This window comes from Pseudoroseicyclus tamaricis (genome assembly GCF_012070395.1).
Classification (GTDB): domain Bacteria; phylum Pseudomonadota; class Alphaproteobacteria; order Rhodobacterales; family Rhodobacteraceae; genus Pseudoroseicyclus_A; species Pseudoroseicyclus_A tamaricis.
This window is the reverse complement of the sequence record NZ_JAAFYS010000003.1, coordinates 223,154-244,178: the sequence shown is the minus strand read 5'-3', so window position 1 is coordinate 244,178 and position 21,025 is coordinate 223,154. Positions and strand designations below refer to the sequence as shown.

The following is a 21,025-nucleotide window of genomic DNA, read 5'->3' as shown; positions in this document are numbered from 1 at the left end:
GATGAATGGCCCTCGGCTGATGTCTTTTGCATACAGCCGTCGGCATTTGGCGTGCCCCACCGGCTCATCACGGTGGATGCACCAAGATCCGATTTTCGAAAGGCTCGCCACTGAAGGCGGTGCTTGGCGCCAGATACGGTTGAATAAGTGGCATGTTCCAACCAATGTCTGACCGTTCTGGAAGCCGGAGAGGACACGAGATGGCAGGCAAATCTCTGGTCGGCGGGCTCTACGCCTTTCATTTCGGCTCGCACATGGGGTTTGGCCTCTGCACCCACGAGGTGACGGACGGGTGGGGGCCACGGCTGGGGCAGTTGATGCGGCTGTTCCGCGGGGTCGCTGAGAACGTGCCCGAGGACGTGCCAGCGATCTTGTCGCAGCCGCTGCTGACGTCGGTCTTCGTCGACCTGCCCCGCATGGTCCGGGCGGGCGAGGCCACCAAGCTGGCGGACGTCCCGGTGCCGCCGGAGCTGGCCGCGCCGCCGCGTTTTCGCGCCGGCGGGCCGGCGCCGGAGCATTTCTTCCTGGTGGAGGGGCTGGGCGAGTCAGAAAGGATTCTCGAAGGGAGCGCCTCGGAGGCCGATATCGCCGGAGCGCCGGATCAGGCGGTCGCCGGTTTCGGCGCCCTTGAGAGGATTTTCAGGTTTGACCTGACCCCGGAACGGGATTTCGCCTTCTTCACCGGGGCGGCGGTCCTGGATGAGGAGCGCGACGCGATTTTCTGACAAGGTTGGCGTTCCACGCCCCACGCACCGCCCGGCGGGCGGCGGCGTGACAAACAGCCTCCCGCCCCCTACGCTCGCCCCCATGCCCGACCCCATCACCAACGAAGCCGAGATGATCGCCGGCATGACGCCCGTCCTCGTCTCCGGCGTCTTCGTCTTCTGCTCAGTGACGGAGGCCGAGGCCCTCGGCGCCGCGCTGCCTCACGCCCGCGGGCTCTTCGCCGAGGCGGAGGGGATGTCACTGATCCTGCCGGTGGAAAAGGCCCGGGGGCTCGGCCTTCCCGCCGACCAGCCGATGCGGCAGATCACGCTTAACGTCTATTCCTCGCTAACCGGCGTCGGCCTCACCGCCGCCGTCTCCGGCGCGCTGGCGGAGGCGGGCATCCCCGCCAACGTTGTCGCCGCCCATCACCACGATCATGTCTTCGTCCCAGAGGCGCAGGCGGAGGCGGCCCTGAGCGCGCTCCTCAGCCTGCAATCGCGCGCCCTTCCCTGAGCGCGCCGCCCCGCAGCCGCCGCGACGCAAGGTCGCCGGCGCGTCGGGCTTTCTCCGGCCGCGGCTTGCGCTAGATCTACCTCATGGAAAGCTCCCGCCGCCTCTTCCGCTCGGCCCTGGTCGCCTGCCTCTTCGTGGCCGGCCTCGCCGTGGCGGAGACGGGGCCGCGCAGCGCCGAACCGGCCGCGGCGCCCACGGCCCCGGAGGATGCCTGCGTCATCCTCCTGCACGGGCTGGCCCGGGGGGAGGAGAGCTTCCTCGTCATGCAGGAGGTGCTGGAGGGCGACGGCTACCGCGTCGTCAACCTCGGCTACCCCTCCACGAGCGAATCCATCGAGACACTGGCCGCCACGGTGCTGCCGCGCGACATCGCCGCCTGCGGCGACGCGGCGGAGATCGACATCGTCACCCATTCCATGGGCGGCATCCTCACCCGGCTCTGGCTGGCGGAGCATGAGCTGCCGCGCCTCGGTCGCGTCGTCATGCTCGCCCCGCCCAACAACGGCACCGAGCTGGTGGACACCTTCGAGGACCTGCCCCTCTTCGAATGGCTCTACGGCCCCGCGGGGCAGGAGCTGGGGACGGATGCCTCCGCCTTGCCGAACCAGCTGCCGCCGCCCGACTACCCGGTGGGCGTCATCGCCGGCACCGGCTCGCTCAACCCCTTCTACTCGGCGCTGATCGAGGGGCCCGACGACGGCAAGGTCTCCGTCCAGTCGGCGGCGCTGCCGGGGCAGGCGGACTTCCTCGTCCTGCCGGTGAGCCACACCTTCCTGATGAACAACCCCTTCGTCATCGCCCAGGTGCAGGCCTTCCTCGCCACCGGCGCCTTCGATCACGGCATGACGGCCGTCGACATCCTCTTCGGGCAATGAGGGGGCGAGCCCGCCCGGCAGGGCGGGCCGAGCAGGGGCCCTGCAGGCGCTTTACCCCCCTCGCGGGCCGACTTATAACGCGCCCCATGCACAGGCCGACCCGGATCATTCGAATTACGTCCCCGGCGCTCTGAGACCGGAGCCGCCGGGCGAAGGTGCCGAGACTCGCACCGCCTGATCCCCCTTTCCCGCTGGAAACGAGACCGTCCCCATGTGCGCCGACACGCCTGAATACAAAGACACCCTCAATCTCCCCAGGACCGACTTCCCCATGCGGGCCGGCCTGCCCAAGCGCGAGCCCGAGTGGCTCGCCCGCTGGCAGAAGATCGGCGTCTACGACCGCCTGCGCGAGAAGGAGGGCCGCCCGCCCTTCACGCTCCACGATGGTCCTCCCTACGCCAACGGCCACCTGCATATCGGCCACGCGCTGAACAAGACGCTGAAGGACATGGTCGTCCGCTCGCACCAGATGATGGGGCATGACAGCCGCTACATCCCCGGCTGGGATTGTCACGGCCTGCCGATCGAGTGGAAGATCGAGGAAAAATACCGCCAGCAGGGCAAGGACAAGGACGACGTCCCCGTCCTCGAATTCCGGCAGGAATGCCGCGACTTCGCCGCCGGCTGGGTGGATGTGCAGCGCGCCGAGTTCCAGCGCCTCGGCATCACCGGCAACTGGGCCGAGCCCTACCTCACCATGGATTTCCACGCCGAGCGGGTGATCGCCGAGGAATTCATGAAGTTCCTCATGAACGGCACGCTCTACCAGGGCTCCAAGCCGGTCATGTGGTCGCCCATCGAGGAGACGGCGCTGGCCGAGGCCGAAGTGGAATACCACGACAAGGAGAGCTTCACGATCTGGGTGAAGTTCAGGGTGCTCGGCATGGAGGGCACTGAGTTCGACGGCGCCAATGTCGTGATCTGGACGACGACGCCTTGGACGATCCCGTCCAACAAGGCGGTCGTCTACGGGGCGGACTTCTCCTACGGGCTCTACGAGGTCACCGAGACGCCCGAGCAATGCTGGGCAGCGCCCGGTGACAAGTTCCTGCTCGCTGACAAGCTGGCGGCGGATGTCTTCGGCCGCGCCCGGCTGGAAGAGGGCCAGTGGGGCCGCGTCGCCGATGTGCCCGTCGAGGCGCTGGAGAAGATGAGCCTCGCCCACCCCCTCGCCGGCGTCGAAGGCGCCGAGGGTGAGTGGGATGCGCCGCGTGACTTCCGCGCCGCCCCCTTCGTGACCGACGAAGAGGGCACCGGCTTCGTGCACTGCGCCCCCTCCCACGGGATGGAAGAGTTCGAGCTTTACCGCGAACTCGGGATGCTCGAGCAGGTCATCACCTACAACGTGCTGCCCGACGGCTCCTTCCGCCCCGACCTGCCGCTCTTCGGCGGGCGCCGCATCCTGAAGGAGACCGGCAAGGAAGGCGACGCCAACAAGGCGGTGATCGACACGCTCGTCGCCCATGGCGGCCTGCTCGCGCGCGGCAAGATCAAGCACTCCTACCCGCATTCCTGGCGCTCAAAGGCGCCGCTGATCTATCGCAACACGCCGCAATGGTTCGCCGCCATCGACCGCCCCGTCGGCGACGGGCAGGACGAACTGGGTGAGACCATCCGCGAGCGGGCGCTCACCGCCATCGACAAGGTGGAATGGACCCCCCGTTCCGGCCGCAACCGCCTGCATTCGATGATGGAGGCGCGGCCCGACTGGGTGCTCTCCCGCCAGCGCGCCTGGGGCGTGCCGCTGACCTGTTTCGTGAAAGTCGGTGCGACCCCCGACCAGCCGGACTTCCTGCTGAGGTCAGAAAAGGTCAACCAGCGCATCACCGAGGCCTTCGAAGCCGAGGGCGCCGACGCTTGGTACAAGGAAGGCGCGAAAGAGCGCTTCCTCGCCGGCGAGGTCGACCCCAAGGAGTACGAGCAGGTCTTCGACATCCTCGACGTCTGGTTCGACAGCGGCTCCACCCACGCCTTCGTGCTGCGTGACCGCGAAGACGGCACCGACGACGGCATCGCCGATGTCTACCTCGAGGGCACGGACCAGCACCGCGGCTGGTTCCACTCCTCGCTTTTGCAGGCCTGCGGCACCATCGGCCGCGCGCCCTATCGCAAGGTCGTCACCGCCGGCTTCACGCTTGATGCCAAGGGCAACAAGATGTCGAAGTCGCTGGGCAACACCATCGCGCCCGACGACGTGACCAAGCAATACGGCGCCGACATCCTGCGCCTCTGGGTCGCGCAGACGGATTACACCGCCGACCAGCGCATCGGCGACGAGATCCTGAAAGGCGTGGCTGACAGCTACCGGCGCCTGCGCAATACCATGCGGTTCCTGCTGGGCAGCCTCGGCGACTTCCGTGAGGAAGATCGCGTGGCGCCCGACGACATGCCCGAGCTTGAGCGCTGGGTGCTGCACCGCCTCGCCGAGCTCGACGCTCAGGTGCGCGAGGGCTACCGGACGTTCGACTTCCAGGGCGTCTGGCAGGCGGTCTTCCACTTCGCCACCATCGACCTCAGCTCCGTCTATTTCGACATCCGCAAGGACGCGCTCTATTGCGACGGCGATACCGCCCGCCGCCGCGCCGCCCGCACGGTGCTCGACCTGCTCTTCCACCGGCTGACGACCTGGCTCGCGCCGATCCTCGTCTTCACAATGGAAGAGGTCTGGCTGGAGCGCTTCCCGGGCGACGAGAGCTCCGTTCACCTCGTGGACATGCCGGAAACCCCGGCCTCGTGGCGTGATGAGGCGCTGGCCGAGAAATGGGCCGCCATCCGCCGCGCCCGCCGCGTCGTCACCGGCGCGCTTGAAGTGGCCCGCCGCGACAAGACCATCGGCGCGTCGTTGGAGGCGGCCCCCGTCGTGCATGTCGACGAGGCGACCGCCGCGGCGCTCAAGACCGTCTCCTTCGAGGACCTCTGCATTACCTCGGGCATCGAGATCACAACCGATCCCGCCCCGGCCGAGGCCTTCCGCATGCCGGAGGTCGAGGGGATCGGAGTGGTCTTCGAGCGGGCCGAGGGCGAGAAATGCCAGCGCTGCTGGAAGATCCTCCCCGATGTCGGCACGCATTCGCATCCCGGCGTCTGCGGGCGCTGCGACGAGGCGCTGACCGAGCTGAACGTGCCCGCTTGACGGGCCGCCGGGGCCGGGCGCAAGCTCGGCCCCATGCGCTACAAGCCGGACGGATACACCGACCTCGCCCCCTATCTCTACGTGCCTGATGCGCAGGGGCTGCTCGCGTTTTGCGAAGAGGTCTTCGGCGCCGAGCGCCTGCGTGTCATCGAGGAGGGCGGACGCATCATGCACGGCGAATGCCGCATCGGCGACACGGTCCTGATGGTCAGTGACTATGAGGGCCCGCCCGCCGTCCTCCATCTCTACATGGCAGACCCCGATGCCGCTTTCGCCCGCGCGCTGAAGGCGGGGGCCGAGGAGCTGCAGCCGATGATGGAAAAGGGCGACGGCGACCGTCGCGGCGGCTTCCGCAGCCCCGATGGCACGCAATGGTACGTGGCGCGCGAGGTCTGAGGGCCGGCGCCGACACCCCCCTCGGCCCGATCTGGGTCGAGGAGACCTCCGGCGCCCTCACCGCCGCCGGCTGGGGCCCGGCCTCTCCGCCGCCGCTCGGCAGCCTCGCCGCCGAAGCGCTCGCCCAGTTCGGCGCCTACCTCTCCGGCAGCCTCCGCCACTTCGACCTGCCCCTCGCCCCCGCGACGGGCCTCGCCGCCCGCACCCGCGCCGCGCTCCTCGCCATCCCCTTCGGCGAGACCCGCATCTACGGCGCACTCGCCGCCGCGCTCTCCATCTCCCCCCAGGCCGCCGGCCAGGCCTGCGGCGCCAACCCGCTGCCCATCTTCGTCCCCTGCCACCGCGTCCTCTCCGCCACCTCCCTCGGAGGCTATTCCGGCGCCGGCGGCATCGAGACCAAGATCAGCCTCCTCCGCCTCGAAGGCGCCGCGAGCCTCCTCCTCTAGCCTACCAGCCCGCCGCGAAGGCGCAGCACCAGCCACCCGCCCCCCGTCTTTGGTCCAAAAAATCCCGGGGGGGTCGCCATTGGCGCGCCATTGGTCCGAGTGACAATGGCGACGGGCTGGCCCCCCGGTCCCTCCCCCTCCACCAGCTCCACCGCCCGCCATCCAGCCCCAAGCTGCCCGGGCGCGCCGGGGTGGGCGGGCGGGAGGCGGGCCCGGGCAGCGGCCTACCAGAAGCTCTGCGGGTCGATATCGATGGCCAGCCGGAAGTTCGCCGGCAGCTTCACCGGCGCCACCCACTCCGCCAGTGCCTGCTGGAGCGGCGCTGACTTCGCCGCCTTCACCAGCAGCCGCACCCGGTGGCGCCCCCGCACGCGGGCGATGGGCGCCGGGGCGGGACCGTAGACCTCCGCCCCGATGGCGCGCAGCTTCTCGGTGTTGCGGGCGAGGAGGTTGCCGATGTCGAAGGTCGCCTGCAGGTCGGGGGAGGAGAGGATGAGCCCGGCCATCCGCCCGAAGGGCGGCGCGCCCGCCGCCTTCCGCTCCGCCGCCTCGGCGGCCCAAAAGCGCTCCTCCTCGCCGGAAAGGATGGCGCGGATCACCGGGTGCTCGGGCTGGAACGTCTGCAGGAGCGCCTCGCCCGGCGCCTCCGCCCGGCCGGCGCGCCCCGCCACCTGCCGGATCAGCTGGAAGGTCTTCTCCGCCGCGCGCAGGTCGCTCCCCTGCAGGCCGAGATCGCTGTCGATCACGCCCACCAGCGTCAGCAGCGGGAAGTTGTGGCCCTTGGCCACCAGCTGCGTGCCGATGACGATATCCGCCGCCCCCGCCGCAATCTCCTCGATCGCCGCCTTCAGCGCCCGGGCTGAGCCGAAGAGGTCGGAGGAGAGCACCGCCAGCCGCGCCTCGGGGAAGCGCGCGGTCACCTCCTCCGCCAGCCGCTCGACGCCGGGGCCGAGGGCGGCGAGCTTGCCCTCCACCTCGCAGCTCGGGCAGACGGTCGGCACCGGGATCGTCTCTCCGCATTGGTGGCACATCAGCCGCTTGAGGAAGCGGTGCTCCACCATCCGCGCGTCGCAGTTGCGGCAGGCGACCTGCTCGCCGCAGGCCCGGCAGAGCGTCACCGGCGCGTAGCCCCGCCGGTTGAGGAAGAGCAGCGACTGCTCGCCCTTCTCCATGCGCGCCTCGACTGCGGCGGCGAGGCTCGGTGAGATCCATGTCCCGTGGGACATCGGCTCGGCCCGCATGTCGATCGCCCGCATCTTCGGCATGACCGCCGGGCCGAAGCGGGAGGTGAGGTCGAGCCGCTCATACTTGCCCTGCTCGGCATTCACCCAGCTCTCGAGACTCGGCGTGGCGGAGGCGAGGATCACCCGCCCCCCGGAGAGCGAGGCGCGCAGGACGGCCATGTCGCGGGCGTTGTAGAGCACGCCCTCCTCCTGCTTGTAGGAGGTGTCGTGCTCTTCATCGACGACGATCAGCCCCAGCTCCCGGAAGGGCAGGAAGAGGGCGGAGCGGGCGCCGACGACCAGCTCGGCGCCGCCCTCGCCGACCATCTTCCACAGCCGCCGCCGCTCCGTCATCGTGATGCCCGAGTGCCACTCGGCCGCCTTGGCACCGAAGCGCTCCTCGACCCGGGCGAGGAAGGCGCCGGTCAGCGCGATCTCGGGCAGCAGCACCAACGCCTGCCGGCCGCGGGCGAGGCACTCCGCCACCGCCTCGAGGTATACCTCCGTCTTGCCGGAGCCGGTGACGCCGCGCAGCAGCGTCGTGCCGTAGGTGCCGGACGCGACCCCTTCGCGTAGCCGCGCCGCCGCCTCCGCCTGATCCTCCGTCAGGTCCAGCCCCGGGCGCGCGGCGTCGAGCGCGGGGTAGGGGGTGTCGCGGGGCGCCTCCTCCTCGCGGAGCGCGCCCGCCTTGACGAGGCCCTTGATGACGGAGGTGGAGACACCGGCCGCCTCGGACAGCTCGCCGAGGGTGAAGGCGGCCTCCGCGAATTCTTCCATCACCGCGAGCACCTGCTGGCGGGGCGGCGTCATGCGGGAGGGCTCGTGATGCCCGAGGCGGTAGACGCGCCGCATCGCCGGCTCGTCGCCGAGGCCGGGCGCGCGCAGCGCCATGCGCAGCATCTGGTAGGGCGGTGTGAGCGTGTAATCGGCGGAGCGGATCAGGAAGTCGCGCATCCCCTCGGTCAGTGGCGCCGCCTCCAGCACGCGGGAGACGGGGCGGAGCTTCGAGGCGGGAAAATCTCCCTCGCCCCGGCCCCAGACGACGCCGGCGACCCGGCGGGGGCCAAGCGGCACCTCGACGACGGCACCGGTGGACAGACCGCCCTCGGGCGCTAGATAGTCCAATGGACCGGGCAGCGGCTGTGTGGTCAACACCGCGATACGCGCGCCGCCTGGAAAGAAATCGTTCATGCCACGTCCGCAGATCAGGAAAACCGGGGATTGTCCCCGGGGGTTTGCCGAGGTGCGACAATCGGGGTAGATCGTCAGGCAACGCCAGCCAAGCCCCGAGCTGGCCACAAGCACGGGAGTGACCCATGAAATTCTTCGTCGACACCGCCGACATCGATGCCATCCGCGAACTTGTCGCCTTCGGCATGATCGACGGGGTGACCACCAACCCCTCGCTGATCGCCAAGTCCGGCCGCGACATCCGCGAAGTCACGAAGGAGATCTGCGATCTCGTTCCCGGCCCGGTCTCCGCCGAGACGGTCGCGCTCGATGCCGAGGGCATGATCACCGAGGGCCGCGAGCTGGCCAAGATCGCGCCGAACATCGCCGTGAAGGTGCCGCTGACCTGGGAAGGGCTGAAGGCCTGCAAGGTGCTCACCGACGAGGGCCGCATGGTCAACGTGACGCTCTGCTTCTCGGCCAACCAGGCGCTGCTGGCCGCCAAGGCGGGGGCGACCTTCATTTCCCCCTTCATCGGCCGCCTGGACGATCTCAACCTCGACGGCATGGAGCTGATCGCCGACATCCGTCAGGTCTATGACAATTACGACTTCGACACGCAGATCCTCGCCGCCTCGATCCGCTCGGCCAACCACATGTCCGAAGCCGCCAAGATCGGCGCTGACGTGGCCACGGCGCCGCCGGCGGTCATCAAGGCGATGGTCAACCACCCGCTGACCGACAAGGGCGTCGAGCAGTTCCTGAAGGACTGGGAAGGCACCGGCCAGAAGATCGTCTGAAGCCCATTGCGAAACGATATAGAAAAGGCCGGGCCCAGCGCCCGGCCTTTTGCTTAGTATGGTGATCACCTTTCCGTTGCTTTGGCGAAAACTACGGGCCGAAAGAGCGGCCTTCGACCGGCACATTGGCGGTCGCATCTGGAGAGGGTGCGAATGGACAAACTGACAACCGGACAATGCCTCTGCGGCGCGGTGTCATTCCGCATTTCGGGAGAGTTCGAGAGCTTCTTCCTTTGCCATTGCGGGCGCTGCCGCAAGGACAGCGGCTCCGCCCATTCGGCCAACCTGTTTTCCTCCACGGCGAAGATCACCTGGGTGTCCGGCGAAGAGACCGCCAGGCAATTCAGGCTTCCCGACTCACGACACGCAAAATGCTTCTGCACCGAATGCGGCTCGGCGCTCCCCTTCTCTCAAGATGGCGTGCTTGTCGTGCCGGCTGGCTCCCTCGACACCCCGATCGGCATGCGGCCGACCGCCCATATCTGTGTCTCAAGTCGCGCCGATTGGGACAATGACCTCGCCTCCCTCGACAGGATCGACGGGCTGCCTGGCTGAAGGGATCGCGCGGCACGCCACGTCACGGACCGATACGTCCAGCCTTATTCCACCGGCGTCCCCAGCGCCGTGATCGCCAGTCCGAGCAGGCAGAGCGCCCCCCACGCCATCATCCAGCCCCGCTGCCCCGCCCGGCGCGCCTCGACCGCGGCGATGGCGGCCTGCAGGGCGTAGTAGAGCGCGAAGGCGCGGCTCGCCCAGGTGATGATGACGAAGACGTCGAGCCACCATGTCAGCACCAGCCCCGCGGCCACGAGCACAGCGTACGCGGCTCTGGGGCCGATGCGCCCGCCCGTCAGCTCCTCCACCAGCCCGCCGGCGCCCGAGGTATCGGCCACGGCGGCGGAGAATTGCGCCGCGAGCGCCGCGACGACCAGCAGCGGCGGCAGGATCAGCGCGACCTGACGCATCATCCCGATGATGGCTGCCTCATCCACCTGCGCCACATGCGGGGCGAAGAGGTAGGAGAAGAGGCCGATGTAGACGAGGTAGATCAGCGTCGAGAGCGCCTGCGCCAGCCGCATCGAGCGGATGCGCTGGCGGGCGCTATACTCCTCGCCGAGATAGCGCGAGGTCTCGAAGCCCTGCACGGTCACGAGCAGGCCGAAGGCGAGGAACAGCGCCTCGGGGCCGCGGATCGTCACGGGGTTCAGGTAGAGCCCCTCGCCCGTCGCATCGGCGGCGAAGGCCCAGGCGAGGCCGGTGAGCAGCCCCGCGATGATGGCGAGCTTCAGGCCGACGGCGACCTGCTCCATCCGTTCCAGCGCCGAAAAGCCCTTGAGCCAGCCGGTGGCGAGGATGACGAGGAAGACGCCGCTGGTGACGAGTCGCGCGGTGAGCTCGCCGTTCCACGGGGTCAGCTCCACCGCGAAGGCGCCGAAGAGATTGAGGTAATAGGCCACGGCGATCGCATAGGCGAAGGCCAGCACCCATTGGCTGGTCCGCTCCAGCGCCAGCGCGGCGCGGGGGCGCGCGGCCGCCGCCTCGATGCTGGCGATGTTGGCGCGGATCGCGGCGCCGAAGGCCCAGGCGAGCGCGCAGAGCGCGGCCATGACGGCGGGCGCCCAGGCGCCGTATTCGGCATTGAGCACTGGCCCGAGGATCAGGAAGCCCGAGCCGATGATCGAGGCCAGCGGCGTGACCGTCGCGCGCCAGAGCGGGTTGCGAAACACCTTCGGCCAGGCCAGCAGGGCCCCTGCCAAAAGGACAGCCAGAAGGATCAGCGCGGTTTCCACGACGCGACGCTACGCGCTTTGCGCGGGGCCGCAAGAGCCCGGTTTCCATACGGAAATCGGCCTGCCAGCGACGGCGTCTCTCGCCCGGGCCGAGGCCTGGTGTTCCGCGAAATCCATAGCCGGCCGCTTGGTCGCCCCGGAGGCGCCGATTTCCCCACCCTCCGCCGCCCCCTCTGCTATGCTGCCTCAAAATCACCGCAACGAGTGAGACATGAGCAGCAATCCCCTTATGGAGGCGTCCGTCCGTGACCGCCTCATCCAGGAGCCCGATCTTCTTCTCGACGACAAGGAGATCATGCGCGCCCTCGTCGCCGCGAACGAGCGGCTGATGGGCGGCAACATCGTCGACCTGCGCGGCATCGCCATGGAGCGGCTGGAGGCGCGGCTCGGCCGGCTGGAGGACACCCACCGCTCGGTCATCGCCGCGGCCTACGACAACCTCGCCGGCATGCAGCAGATGCACCGCGCCGTGCTGGTGATGCTGGAAAGCCCGACCTTCGAGACCTTCCTGCACGATCTCGGCGGCGAAGTGGCGGAGATCCTGCAGATCGACCGCGTGCGCCTCGTGCTCGAGACCGCCGAGGACGATCGCAGCGGCATCGACCGGCTCTCCAGCCTCCTGCGCGTGGCGGAGCCGGGCTTCATCGGCCATTATCAGACGCTCGGCCGCGGCGGCGCCGCCCGCAGGGTGATCCTGCGGCAGTACCGGCCCGAGGACGGGCAGGTCTATGGCGATGCGGCGCCCTACGTGCGCTCCGAGGCGCTGATTCAACTCGATCTCGGCCATGGCCGGCTGCCCGGCATGCTGGCGCTCGGCGCGGAGGATCCGCACCACTACGCGCCGCAGCAGGGGACGGACCTGCTGACCTTCTTCGGCTCGGTCTTCGAGCGGCTGATGCGGCGCTGGCTCACGTGACCCACCTGTCGGAGGGGGCAGCGGCGGCGCTCTCGCGGTGGCTGGAGGAGGAGCGGGCGCTGGCCGGCGCCTCCGGGCACACCATCGCCGCCTACCGGCGCGATGTCTCCGCCTTCCTAGGCTTCATGGCGTTGCACCGGGGCGGGCCGATGGGCGTGCCGGCCATTGCCGACGTCACCATTGCCGACATGCGCGCCTTCCTCGCCGCCGAGCGGGGCAGGGGCCTCTCCTCCCGCTCGCTGGCGCGGCGCCTCTCCGCCATCAAGAGCTTCTGCCGCTGGCTGGCGGAGCGGGAGGGGGTGGAGCCCACCGCCATCCTCGCCGCCCGCGCCCCGAAGTTCCGCAAGACGCTGCCCCGCCCCCTGTCGGAAGAGGCGGCGGGCCAGCTGATCGACACGGTGGAGCTGCAGGCGCGTGACTGCTGGCAGGCGGCACGGGACGTCGCCGTCGTCACGCTGCTCTACGGCTGCGGGCTGCGCATCTCCGAGGCGCTGTCGCTGACGGGGCGCGACGCGCCGCTGCCGGAGGTGCTGCGCATCTTCGGCAAGGGCGGGCGCGAGCGGCTGGTGCCGGTGCTGCCGGCCGCGCGCCTCGCGGTGCAGGATTACCTCTCCCTCAGCCCCTGGCCGAAGGAGGGGGACGGGCCGCTCTTTCGCGGCGCCCGCGGCGGGCCGCTGAGCCCCCGGCAGGTGCAGAAGGCGACGGAGGCGGCGCGGATGCAGCTCGGCCTTCCCTCCAGCGCCACGCCGCACGCGCTGCGCCACTCCTTCGCCACCCACCTGCTCGCCGCCGGCGGGGACCTGCGCGCCATCCAGGAGCTGCTGGGCCATGCCTCGCTCTCCACCACCGAGGGTTACACTGCGGTGGACGAATCGCGCCTCATGCGCATCTACGAAGCCGCCCATCCGCGTGCCTGAGCGGGTGGTCTTGCTCCGGGGCGCCGGCTCCGTCATGAACGGGCCATGACCATCAAGACCAAGGCCCTGCTCGTCCACCTGCTCACTGCCACCGGCGCCATCTTCGCGATGCTCTCGATGCTCGCGGCGGTGGAGGGCGATTGGCGTACGATGTTCTTCTGGCTCGTCGTCGCCTTCTTCGTCGACGGGATCGATGGCCCTCTGGCGCGCCGCTACGACACGCGCACCAATGCGCCGATCTTCGACGGCGTGCTGCTCGACCTGATCATCGACTACCTGACCTACGTCTTCGTGCCGGCCTACGCGCTCTTCAAGTCGGGCCTCTTGCCCGGCTGGACAGGCTGGATCGGCATCTTCGTCATCACCTACGCCTCGGCGATGTACTTCGCCGACAGCCGGATGAAGACGAAGGACAAGAGCTTCTCGGGCTTTCCCGGCTGCTTCAACATGGTGGTGCTGGTGCTCTTCGCGCTGAAGCCGGATTTCTGGGTGATCCTCGGGCTGGTGACGATCCTCTCCGTGGCGATGTTCCTGCCGGTGAAGTTCGTCCACCCCGTGCGCACGGCGCGCTGGCGGGCGGTGACGCTGCCAATGGCGCTCGCCTGGACGGCCTTCGCCTTCTGGGCGGTGCTCGACAACTTCTCGCCGGACAGCTGGGCGCATCTGGGCCTGATCATCACCTCCGTCTACCTGCTCGGCGCCGGAGCGGCGCAGCAGATCGCCTACGGCAAGGACGGTTGACCGAAAGATAACTGCGCGGCTATCGTTTCTTCTGGTTACGGAGGGACGCATGGCGGACGGCAAGGTGACACTCCTTTCGGGCGGCAACCCTCAGATCCCGAAGGGAGACGGAGACGCGCCGGTGCAGGCCTTCATCGCCGCCTGCCCGGAGTGGAAGCGCCCTCTGGCCGAGCGGCTGGATGCGATTCTCACCGCCGAGGTGCCGGGGGTGGTCAAGAAAGTCCGCTGGAACTCCCCGTTCTACGGGGTGGACGAGGCGACGTGGTTTGCCAGCTACCATTGCTTCACCCGCTACATGAAGGTGACCTTCGCGAACGGCGCCCGGCTGGAGCCGCTGCCGAAGGGCAAGTCCAAGCATTCCGACGTGCGCTATTACGACGTACCGGAGGACGGGCTGGACGAGGCGCTCTTCGCGGAGTGGGTGCGGCAGGCGGCGAAGCTCCCGGGTGAGGCGTTTTGAGCGGAGGGGCGGGAGGCTCCTTCGTCCGTCAAAGGCGCGGGGAGGCGCGCGGCCGGTGGGTTATAAACCCACCCTACGAGACCGGCCCGAGCCGTTCCCCCGGTGCGCGCCAGCTGTGCCCCGCCCGGTACGCGCCAAAGGCGCAGGGCGAGCGCCTGCCCGTCCCGGCGGGCTGGCGCTCTGGTGGAGCTTGGTGCTGAGCGGGCCGCGGGGAGGGGCTTGGCCGCATAAAGCGCGCCGCTCGCCCGTCGGAGCGCCACCCCACGGGCAGGCGCTCGCCCTGCGCCTGCGGGCGTGGTCCCTGGGAGGAAACGGGTGCGGCGCTTGTGGAGGGCGCCGTTCCCGTGGGGCAGTCCGGTCCAGGACAGGGTGCCATCTATGACAGGACGCCCGCTCAGGTCCCGAGCGTGGCCGCCCGGCGGCACCGCGGCGGCACCGTGTCGGCGGGGCTGGGCAGCGGCAGCGGGAGGGGATAAGGGCCGGACATGGCCGATGTCGTCCCCCTGTCCGAGGCGCGCGGGCTGCCCCTCTGGCGGCGGCCGGAGACGCTGCTGTTCCTCTGCGCCGTGGCCATGCCGTTGGCCTTCTCCACGTGGAGCGCGCTCCTCAACAACTTCGTCATCGATGCAGCGGGTTTCGACGGCCACGATATCGGCTGGCTGCATACCGTGCGAGAGATCCCGGGCTTCCTTGCCGTCGGGGTGATCGCGCTGATCGTCTTCATCCGCGAGCAGCGGCTGATGCTGCTGTCGCTGGTGCTGCTCGGCGTCTCCACCGCCGTCACCGCGCATTTCCCGACCATGGGCGGCATCCTGACGATCACGCTGCTCTCTTCCATCGGCTTCCACTACTTCTCGACCGTGCAGACCTCGCTGCAGCTGCAATGGATCGACAAGAAGCGGGCGCCGCAGATGCTGGGCTGGCTGATGGCGGCGGGCTCGGCGGCGACGCTGGTGGCCTACATCGCCATCGTGCTCACGTGGCGCCGGTTCGATCTCAGCTACGACCTCGTCTTCTGGCTCTCCGGCGGGGCTTGTGCGCTGATCGCCGTCTACTGCCTCTTCGCCTTCCCGCAATTCTCGGCGCCGAACCCGCAGACGCACCGGATGGTGCTGCGGCGGCGCTACTGGCTCTACTACGCGCTGGAGTTCATGTCGGGCGCGCGGCGGCAGATCTTCGTCGTCTTCGCCGGCTTCATGATGGTGGAGCGCTTCGGCTTCGAGGTGCACGAGGTGACGGGGCTCTTCCTCATCAACCTCGTCGCCAACATGCTCGTCGCGCCGCTGCTCGGGAAGGCGGTGCACCTCTTCGGCGAGCGCAAGGCGCTGATGTTCGAGTATACCGGGCTGATCTTCATCTTCCTCGCCTATGCCGGCATCTATGCCTTTGGCTGGGGGGTGGTGCTGGCCGCCATCCTCTATGTGCTCGACCACTTCTTCTTCGGGCTGGCGCTGGCGCTGAAGACCTACTTCCAGAAGATCGCCGACCCGGGTGACATCGCGCCAACCGCCGCCGTCGCCTTCACCATCAACCACATCGCCGCCGTCTTCCTGCCCGCCGCGCTGGGATATCTCTGGCTGGTCTGGCCGGGGGCCGTCTTCTACACGGCCGCCGGCATGGCCGCCATCTCCCTGTGCCTCGCCATGCTGGTGCCGCGGCACCCCGGCCCCGGGCACGAGACGCGGCTGCGGCCGCTGCTGGCGGCGCCTGCCGAATGAGGGACATATGAGCAGCTGGTCCGCCATCACACAGGTGCAGGGCCTTGCCCGCGCCGAGGCGCTCGTCGAGGATCTGGAGGCGCTGGAGCCCGGCGCCGTCGGCTATTTCGAGATCGAGGACGGCAGCCTCGTCTTCGAGATCGGCGCCCATTGGGAGGACGCACCGGACAGCATCGCCCTCTCCCTGCTGGCGGCGGCGCATGGCGTGCGCGACTTCCTCATCTCCGAGGTGCCGGACGAGGACTGGGTGGCCAAGGTCCAGCGCGGCCTGCCCCCGGTCGAGGCCGGGCGCTTCTTCGTCTACGGCGCGCATGACGCGGGCCGGGTGCCGGCCGGAAGGGAGCCGCTGCTCATCGAGGCGGCGATGGCCTTCGGCACGGGCCACCACGGCACGACCAAGGGCTGCCTCTTGGCGCTGGAGCGGGTCTCCGGAGAGCGCTTCGCCAACATCGCCGATATCGGCTGCGGCACCGCGGTGCTGGCCATGGCGGCGCGGCGGCTCTGGCCCGAGGCGGCGGTCATCGCCTCCGACATCGACGAGGTGGCGGTGGACGTGGCGCGCGCCAACCTGAAGGCCAACGGCATGGATGGGCAGGTGGCGCTGGCGGAGGCCGCGGGCTTCGACGCGCCGGCGCTGGCCGAGGCGGCGCCGTTCGACCTGATCCTCGCCAACATCCTCGCCGGGCCGCTCATCTCCCTCGCGCCGGCCATGGCGTCCCATGCCTCGCCGGGAGCAACGGTGATTCTCTCCGGCCTTTTAACCAATCAGGCGGAGGAGGTGGCGGACCACTATCGCGCCGCCGGCATCAATCTCGTCAGCAACGAGGCGATTGGTGACTGGTCGACCCTCACCCTGCGGGTGGATGCCGGGGTTTAATCGAACTATCCGCTCATTTTAACGGTTTGCCACGATCTCGCCGCAATTGGCCGGGAAAACCAGCGTCGATCAGGGCGGGGGCCCGAGAGATGAGACGCTGCCAATGTCCGACGCTGTATTCGATGATTTCCAGACGCGCCTGAAGCGCATCAGAAAAACCCATACGCGCCTTGCCCAGGGCATGACGGTGCGGATGGACAGATCTGGGCTCGTCACGCCGCAGCCCCGCCGGCGGATGCCGGTCTTCCCGCTGCGGATGGCGATGCAGCTGCTGCTCGCTGCTCTGCTGCTCAAGGCCGCGCTCATCGCCGGCACCGACGGCGCCACCTATAGCGAGACTCTGCAGACGCTGCGCAGCGGCACGACCCCCGAGCGCGTCGGCGCCTTCATCATGGAGCCCGACCCGGTTACGAGGGTAATCGCCTCCGGGTTCTCACGCATCCTCTGACCCGGGCAGCCGGACAAGCAAAAAGGGCCGCCCCGGGGCGGCCCTTGTCATCTGCGCCCGGCCTCGAGCCGGGGCGCCTGGCGTGGCGTCAGAGCCGGCGGCCGAGGCGGGCGATGTTGTCGATATCGCCGCGGCAAAGCCCGATATCGTCCAGCTCACGCACCGACAGGGTGGAGAGCGACTTGCGCGTCATGCGCTCGTCGTTCCAGCCGGTAATGGCGGAGACCAGCGTGGCCAGCGGGGAGCGGAAGAGCCCGCCCACGGGGGCGGTATTGGTGGTCGAAATGGCCATGTGCCCATCTCCATTTTGAGGCGCTGCACAAAAGCAGAGCGGTTTGAGAACATCCCGCAGGTATGCGTTCCGGCCGCCATCCACCAATGCTATTTCTGCATGACGATATGCGCGCCCGGCATGCCGGAAACCTCTTTTAAACCTTTGGAATAAATGCGGAAATCTGGCTCGCCTGTGCCGTTTCCGACGCGCGGAATGTCGCTTTCAGGCGCCGGATGATCACGCACCGCCACGCGCCATCACGGGCCCGGGAGCGGCGGGCTGACGGAGGCCTTCCGGCGGGATGCCGAATTGATGTGCAGGCGCGGTCGCTGCCCCTTTGGCCGGGGAGAATCAGGCACCGCGCGGAGGGGTAGGGAGCCGTTTGGACGGCTTCGCCATGCTCCGGATCGGCATCACCAGCGCGGGGGCAGACATGACAGAGACGACGCAACCCATCGGGCACCTCGGAGCGCCGGCATGATCGGCCCCTCCGTCGGTCTGGGCGCGCAGGCCCGCCCGCGCGCCATCCCCGCCACCTTCTATGCCTTCGACCGGCCGGAACTGATGTTCCAGGATGCGGAGGAGACGGTCCCCGTCACCGCCGATGGCGACCCGGTGGCCGTCGTGCTCGCCCGGAGCGGCCCGAGGCCGGTGGAGCTGCCGGTGGTGAACGGCAGCTTCGACAGCGACCTCGCGGGGTGGACCATCGCCAACGGCAACGGCGTCTGGGTGGACGGCCGGGCGCGCGTCGCCCGCACGAGCACCACTGCCTCGATCTGCCAGGCGGTCTCCCTGCAGGCCGGCCTGCGCTACCGCTTCGGCGCCGAGGCGACGTGGATCGGCGGGAGCGACTGCACCGCGGCGCTGGTGCTGCGTACGGGCGCCGACTGGACGAGCGCCAACCTCGGCCACGTCGCGCTCGCCCCCGCCGCCTCCGGCACGCTGGAGCTCGACTACACGCCGACGCAGGACGAGGTGGTGCACCTGCACCTCTCCGTCACCAGCGCCTCCGGCGCGGTGGAGTTCGATGACATCACCCTCACCGCCGATCCCCGCCGCCGGCTCGTCACCGCCGCCCCCGAGCGTCGTCCCCTCTGGCGGACGGACGGGCGCCGGCACTGGCTGGAGTTCGACGGGCAGGACGATTGCCTCGAGGCGAGCGGGCCGGCGCCGGGCCTCGCGGGCTATGCCGGCGGCATCTGGGCCTCCTACCGGCCGCTCACGACGGACGGCGGCTTTGTCTGGTGCGCGGGCAGCCAGACGGAGGTGGCGACCTCGCTCACCGCGGCGTCGACGGGCGACGCCGTGCGCCTCGGCGGCGGCGCCGCGACCGTCATGGACGCGGGCCTGCACGACAAGCACGCCCTCGCCCTCTGGGACCGCACCGCCAGCACCGGCCGTGTCGGCCGGCGGGGGAAGGGCGTGGCGGCGGCCCTCGGCGAGGAGAGCGCCGACGGCCCGCTGGCCATCGGCGCCCGCCTCGCCACCGCGCCGGACTCGCCGCTGGCGATGCGCCTCTACGGGCTGGCCGTGGCGGAGGCGCCAGTCGATGCCGCCGCGCGCGAGCAGGTGACGGCCGCCGTCTCGGCCCTCGGCCGGCCTGACGTGCCGCGCCGACTGCATGTCCTCCTCGTCGGCGGGCAGAGCAACGCCGATGGCCGCGTGGCGGTGGCGGACGGTCCCGCCTGGCTGCAGGGCAGCCTCGTGCCGGGCGTGCGCGCCTGGACGGGCGAGCGGCTGGAGGAGACGTACTGGCTGACCCCTGCCGAGGGCACCGGCGCCAGCTACGTCACCACCGGCGCCTCCGGCTGCTTCGGCTTCGCCGACGTCGCCGCCAAGGGCCTCGCGGAGGCTTCGGGGGTGGATCTGGCGATCTGCCGCGTCACCGAGGGCGGCACGGCGGTGGACCCGGGCGCCAACCCCCGCGGCTCCTGGCACGCGGATGACGCCGCGATCCCCGCCGGCACGCCGAAGCTGCTGGCGGCGCTGGAGGCGCGCTACGCCGCCCTCGCCGCCTGGGCGACGGCGCGGGGGGTGGAGCTGGTGCCCGTGGCGCTCCTCTGGCACCAGGGCGAGGCCTCCGCCGCCTCCTCCGGCGCCGTCTTCCGCGCGCAGACGGAGGCGGTCTTCGCCCGGGTGCGCGCCTTCACGGGGCAGGGGGCACTGCCGGTGATCTCCGGCACCATCTCCCACGCCAGCGCGCAATACACGGTGGCGATCGAGGCGGCGATGCAGGCCATCGACGCCGCCGACCCGGACGCGCACTACCGCGACAACAGCGCCCTGACGCTCTTCGACGGGCTGCATTTCGATGCGGCCTCGGCGGAGACGTTCGGCGAATGGGCCGCGACCCGGCTTGCCGCGAGGCTCTGACTTGGCGCGTGTTCGCCTTTTGTGCTAGCGATGCGGGCAAAGGCCGAAAAAGGGGCAGGGCAGATGCGGGTATTGGGGCTCGACCCGGGGTTGAGGAACCTCGGCTGGGGCGTGATCGAGGTGGAGGGCTCGCGGGTCTCCCACGTCGCCAACGGCATCTGCCGCTCCGGCGAGGGGGCGCTGGCGGTGCGGCTGCTGGCGCTCTACCGGCAGCTCACGGTGATCCTCGCCGAGCACGCGCCCGATGCGGCGGCGGTGGAGGAGACCTTCGTCAACCGCGACGGCGCCGGCACGCTGAAGCTGGGGCAGGCGCGCGGCATCGCCCTGCTGGCTCCGGCGGAGGCGGGGCTGGAGGTCGGCGAATACGCGGCGACGGCGGTAAAGAAGGCGCTCGTCGGCACGGGGCGGGCCGAGAAGGCGCAGGTGGCGCACATGGTGCGGATGCATCTGCCGGGCGCCGTCTTCGCCGGGCCGGACGCGTCGGACGCACTGGCCGTCGCCATCTGCCACGCCCATCACCTGCAATCGCGCCGCTCGCTCGTCGCGGCGCTGGCGAGGACCCCGTCGTGATCGGGCGTCTGGCGGGGGTGATCGTGCACCGCGGCGCCGACCACGTGGTGATCGACGTGCGCGGCGTGGGCTATGTCGTCCATGTCTCCGAGCGGGTGCTGGCGGGGCTGCCGGGTGTCGGCGAGGCGGCGGCGCTCTGGACAGAGCTGCTGGTGCGCGAGGACCTGATGCAGCTCTTCGGCTTCCGCAGCCTGGCGGAGAAGGAGTGGCACCGCCACCTGACCTCCGTGCAGGGGGTGGGGGCCAAGGCCTCCATGGCGATCCTTGGCGCGCTGGGGCCGGAGGCGCTGGGCCGGGCCATCGCGCTCGGCGACTGGTCGGCGGTGGCGAAGGCCAAGGGCGTGGGCCCGAAGCTGGCGCAGCGCGTGACGGCGGAGTTGAAGGACAAGGCGCCGGCGGTGATGGCGCTGGCTCAGGAGGCGGCGGCGGACCCGCTGATCGACGATGAGGTTGCGCCGGTTGCGCCGGCTGCGCCGTCGCCCGGGGGCGGGGCCGCGGCTGGCGCCGCGGCCCCGCGCGCCTCGTCCTCGGCGGAGGCGCTCTCGGCCCTCGGCAACCTCGGCTACGCGCCGGGCGAGGCCGCTGCCGCGGTGGCCGAGGCGGCTGGCGCCGCCCCGGAGGCCGACACCGGCGCGCTGGTGCGCGCGGCGCTGAAGCTGCTGGCGCCGGGCCGCTGA

General features: G+C 70.0%; 22 protein-coding genes. 18 read left to right on the top strand and 4 right to left on the bottom strand.

The genetic code is table 11. The features are described 5' to 3' along the window. The first annotated feature begins 200 nt into the window (after positions 1–200). From GY170_RS12950 to GY170_RS12925, 6 genes are all read left to right on the top strand, one after another. Positions 201–725 carry a hypothetical protein gene (locus GY170_RS12950; protein WP_163894300.1) on the top strand — a complete coding sequence of 175 codons (525 nt, stop codon included), beginning with the start codon at positions 201–203 and terminating at the stop codon, positions 723–725. 82 nt (positions 726–807) lie between these two features. After that, positions 808–1,221, top strand: coding sequence for an ACT domain-containing protein (locus GY170_RS12945; RefSeq protein ID WP_163894297.1), 414 nt, complete (start codon positions 808–810; stop codon positions 1,219–1,221). Between the two features lie 83 nt (positions 1,222–1,304). Continuing rightward, complete coding sequence (locus tag GY170_RS12940; RefSeq protein ID WP_163894295.1) at positions 1,305–2,096, top strand: alpha/beta fold hydrolase; 792 nt, start codon at positions 1,305–1,307, stop codon at positions 2,094–2,096. Between the two features lie 211 nt (positions 2,097–2,307). Continuing rightward, positions 2,308–5,229, top strand: coding sequence for an isoleucine--tRNA ligase (ileS, locus tag GY170_RS12935; protein WP_163894294.1), 2,922 nt, complete (start codon positions 2,308–2,310; stop codon positions 5,227–5,229). Positions 5,230–5,262: 33 nt separating this feature from the next. After that, entirely contained in the window at positions 5,263–5,625 is a 363-nt protein-coding gene (locus tag GY170_RS12930; protein WP_163894292.1) for a VOC family protein, read from the top strand. Then, positions 5,601–6,071: a methylated-DNA--[protein]-cysteine S-methyltransferase gene (locus GY170_RS12925; protein ID WP_163894290.1), complete on the top strand. Its 471-nt coding sequence runs from the start codon at positions 5,601–5,603 to the stop codon at positions 6,069–6,071. Before GY170_RS12930 ends, GY170_RS12925 begins: the two co-directional genes overlap by 25 nt. A gap of 224 nt (positions 6,072–6,295) precedes the next feature. On the opposite strand, the gene GY170_RS12920 is transcribed toward GY170_RS12925, so the two are convergent. Further along, complete coding sequence (locus GY170_RS12920) at positions 6,296–8,485, bottom strand: primosomal protein N' (protein ID WP_163894288.1); 2,190 nt, start codon at positions 8,483–8,485, stop codon at positions 6,296–6,298. 125 nt (positions 8,486–8,610) lie between these two features. Here GY170_RS12920 and fsa point away from each other — a divergent pair, with 125 nt between their 5' ends. Further along, a complete protein-coding gene (fsa, locus tag GY170_RS12915) occupies positions 8,611–9,264 on the top strand; it encodes a fructose-6-phosphate aldolase (protein WP_163894287.1) in 654 nt (217 codons plus the stop codon). Positions 9,265–9,417: 153 nt separating this feature from the next. Beyond that, on the top strand, positions 9,418–9,819 hold the full coding sequence (locus tag GY170_RS12910; RefSeq protein ID WP_163894285.1) for a GFA family protein: 402 nt from the start codon (positions 9,418–9,420) through the stop codon (positions 9,817–9,819). A gap of 44 nt (positions 9,820–9,863) precedes the next feature. Here the strand turns inward: GY170_RS12910 and GY170_RS12905 are convergent, their stop codons facing one another. Further along, positions 9,864–11,054, bottom strand: coding sequence for a hypothetical protein (locus GY170_RS12905; RefSeq protein WP_163894282.1), 1,191 nt, complete (start codon positions 11,052–11,054; stop codon positions 9,864–9,866). Positions 11,055–11,265: 211 nt separating this feature from the next. On the opposite strand from GY170_RS12905, the gene GY170_RS12900 reads away from it, so the two are divergent. From GY170_RS12900 to GY170_RS12870, 7 genes are all read left to right on the top strand, one after another. Further along, complete coding sequence (locus GY170_RS12900) at positions 11,266–11,970, top strand: DUF484 family protein (RefSeq protein WP_163894280.1); 705 nt, start codon at positions 11,266–11,268, stop codon at positions 11,968–11,970. After that, positions 11,967–12,887 (top strand): tyrosine recombinase XerC, encoded by a 921-nt coding sequence (locus tag GY170_RS12895; RefSeq protein WP_235937844.1) that lies wholly within the window; start codon positions 11,967–11,969, stop codon positions 12,885–12,887. The genes GY170_RS12900 and GY170_RS12895 overlap by 4 nt, the downstream gene beginning before the upstream one ends. A gap of 45 nt (positions 12,888–12,932) precedes the next feature. Next, positions 12,933–13,628, top strand: coding sequence for a CDP-alcohol phosphatidyltransferase family protein (locus tag GY170_RS12890; RefSeq protein WP_163894278.1), 696 nt, complete (start codon positions 12,933–12,935; stop codon positions 13,626–13,628). Positions 13,629–13,677: 49 nt separating this feature from the next. Then, positions 13,678–14,088 carry a DUF1801 domain-containing protein gene (locus GY170_RS12885; protein ID WP_163894276.1) on the top strand — a complete coding sequence of 137 codons (411 nt, stop codon included), beginning with the start codon at positions 13,678–13,680 and terminating at the stop codon, positions 14,086–14,088. A gap of 485 nt (positions 14,089–14,573) precedes the next feature. Next, a complete protein-coding gene (locus GY170_RS12880) occupies positions 14,574–15,806 on the top strand; it encodes an MFS transporter (protein WP_163894275.1) in 1,233 nt (410 codons plus the stop codon). Between the two features lie 7 nt (positions 15,807–15,813). Further along, positions 15,814–16,683 carry a 50S ribosomal protein L11 methyltransferase gene (locus GY170_RS12875; RefSeq protein ID WP_163894273.1) on the top strand — a complete coding sequence of 290 codons (870 nt, stop codon included), beginning with the start codon at positions 15,814–15,816 and terminating at the stop codon, positions 16,681–16,683. A 103-nt stretch (positions 16,684–16,786) separates the two neighbouring features. Next, positions 16,787–17,131: a hypothetical protein gene (locus GY170_RS12870; RefSeq protein ID WP_163894270.1), complete on the top strand. Its 345-nt coding sequence runs from the start codon at positions 16,787–16,789 to the stop codon at positions 17,129–17,131. Positions 17,132–17,219: 88 nt separating this feature from the next. On the opposite strand, the gene GY170_RS12865 is transcribed toward GY170_RS12870, so the two are convergent. Next, entirely contained in the window at positions 17,220–17,423 is a 204-nt protein-coding gene (locus GY170_RS12865; RefSeq protein WP_163894268.1) for a DUF1127 domain-containing protein, read from the bottom strand. An 89-nt stretch (positions 17,424–17,512) separates the two neighbouring features. Then, positions 17,513–17,650 (bottom strand): hypothetical protein, encoded by a 138-nt coding sequence (locus GY170_RS12860; RefSeq protein ID WP_163894266.1) that lies wholly within the window; start codon positions 17,648–17,650, stop codon positions 17,513–17,515. A gap of 232 nt (positions 17,651–17,882) precedes the next feature. Between GY170_RS12860 and GY170_RS12855 the strand changes: the two genes are divergently transcribed. The 3 genes from GY170_RS12855 (at position 17,883) to ruvA (ending at position 21,025) form a co-directional block, all read left to right on the top strand. Further along, on the top strand, positions 17,883–19,778 hold the full coding sequence (locus GY170_RS12855) for a sialate O-acetylesterase (RefSeq protein ID WP_163894265.1): 1,896 nt from the start codon (positions 17,883–17,885) through the stop codon (positions 19,776–19,778). A 63-nt stretch (positions 19,779–19,841) separates the two neighbouring features. Beyond that, positions 19,842–20,348 (top strand): crossover junction endodeoxyribonuclease RuvC, encoded by a 507-nt coding sequence (gene ruvC, locus GY170_RS12850; protein WP_163894263.1) that lies wholly within the window; start codon positions 19,842–19,844, stop codon positions 20,346–20,348. Continuing rightward, the gene (gene ruvA, locus GY170_RS12845) at positions 20,345–21,025 is read left to right on the top strand and encodes a Holliday junction branch migration protein RuvA (RefSeq protein ID WP_163894261.1); all 681 of its coding nucleotides are present in this window, start codon (positions 20,345–20,347) and stop codon (positions 21,023–21,025) included. Before ruvC ends, ruvA begins: the two co-directional genes overlap by 4 nt.

Bases quoted from the DNA above. Each gene is read 5' to 3' on its own strand.
- GY170_RS12945 (WP_163894297.1), top strand. From the start codon at position 808: ATGCCCGACCCCATCACCAACGAAGCCGAGATGATCGCCGGCATGACG.
- GY170_RS12940 (WP_163894295.1), top strand. From the start codon at position 1,305: ATGGAAAGCTCCCGCCGCCTCTTCCGCTCGGCCCTGGTCGCCTGCCTC.
- fsa (WP_163894287.1), top strand. From the start codon at position 8,611: ATGAAATTCTTCGTCGACACCGCCGACATCGATGCCATCCGCGAACTT.
- GY170_RS12910 (WP_163894285.1), top strand. From the start codon at position 9,418: ATGGACAAACTGACAACCGGACAATGCCTCTGCGGCGCGGTGTCATTC.
- GY170_RS12880 (WP_163894275.1), top strand. From the start codon at position 14,574: ATGGCCGATGTCGTCCCCCTGTCCGAGGCGCGCGGGCTGCCCCTCTGG.
- GY170_RS12855 (WP_163894265.1), top strand. From the start codon at position 17,883: ATGATCGGCCCCTCCGTCGGTCTGGGCGCGCAGGCCCGCCCGCGCGCC.
- GY170_RS12875 (WP_163894273.1), top strand. From the start codon at position 15,814: ATGAGCAGCTGGTCCGCCATCACACAGGTGCAGGGCCTTGCCCGCGCC.
- GY170_RS12900 (WP_163894280.1), top strand. From the start codon at position 11,266: ATGAGCAGCAATCCCCTTATGGAGGCGTCCGTCCGTGACCGCCTCATC.
- GY170_RS12890 (WP_163894278.1), top strand. From the start codon at position 12,933: ATGACCATCAAGACCAAGGCCCTGCTCGTCCACCTGCTCACTGCCACC.
- GY170_RS12930 (WP_163894292.1), top strand. From the start codon at position 5,263: ATGCGCTACAAGCCGGACGGATACACCGACCTCGCCCCCTATCTCTAC.
- GY170_RS12885 (WP_163894276.1), top strand. From the start codon at position 13,678: ATGGCGGACGGCAAGGTGACACTCCTTTCGGGCGGCAACCCTCAGATC.
- GY170_RS12870 (WP_163894270.1), top strand. From the start codon at position 16,787: ATGTCCGACGCTGTATTCGATGATTTCCAGACGCGCCTGAAGCGCATC.
- ileS (WP_163894294.1), top strand. From the start codon at position 2,308: ATGTGCGCCGACACGCCTGAATACAAAGACACCCTCAATCTCCCCAGG.
- ruvC (WP_163894263.1), top strand. From the start codon at position 19,842: ATGCGGGTATTGGGGCTCGACCCGGGGTTGAGGAACCTCGGCTGGGGC.
- GY170_RS12925 (WP_163894290.1), top strand. From the start codon at position 5,601: ATGGTACGTGGCGCGCGAGGTCTGAGGGCCGGCGCCGACACCCCCCTC.
- GY170_RS12950 (WP_163894300.1), top strand. From the start codon at position 201: ATGGCAGGCAAATCTCTGGTCGGCGGGCTCTACGCCTTTCATTTCGGC.
- GY170_RS12865 (WP_163894268.1), bottom strand. From the start codon at position 17,423: ATGGCCATTTCGACCACCAATACCGCCCCCGTGGGCGGGCTCTTCCGC.
- GY170_RS12920 (WP_163894288.1), bottom strand. From the start codon at position 8,485: ATGAACGATTTCTTTCCAGGCGGCGCGCGTATCGCGGTGTTGACCACA.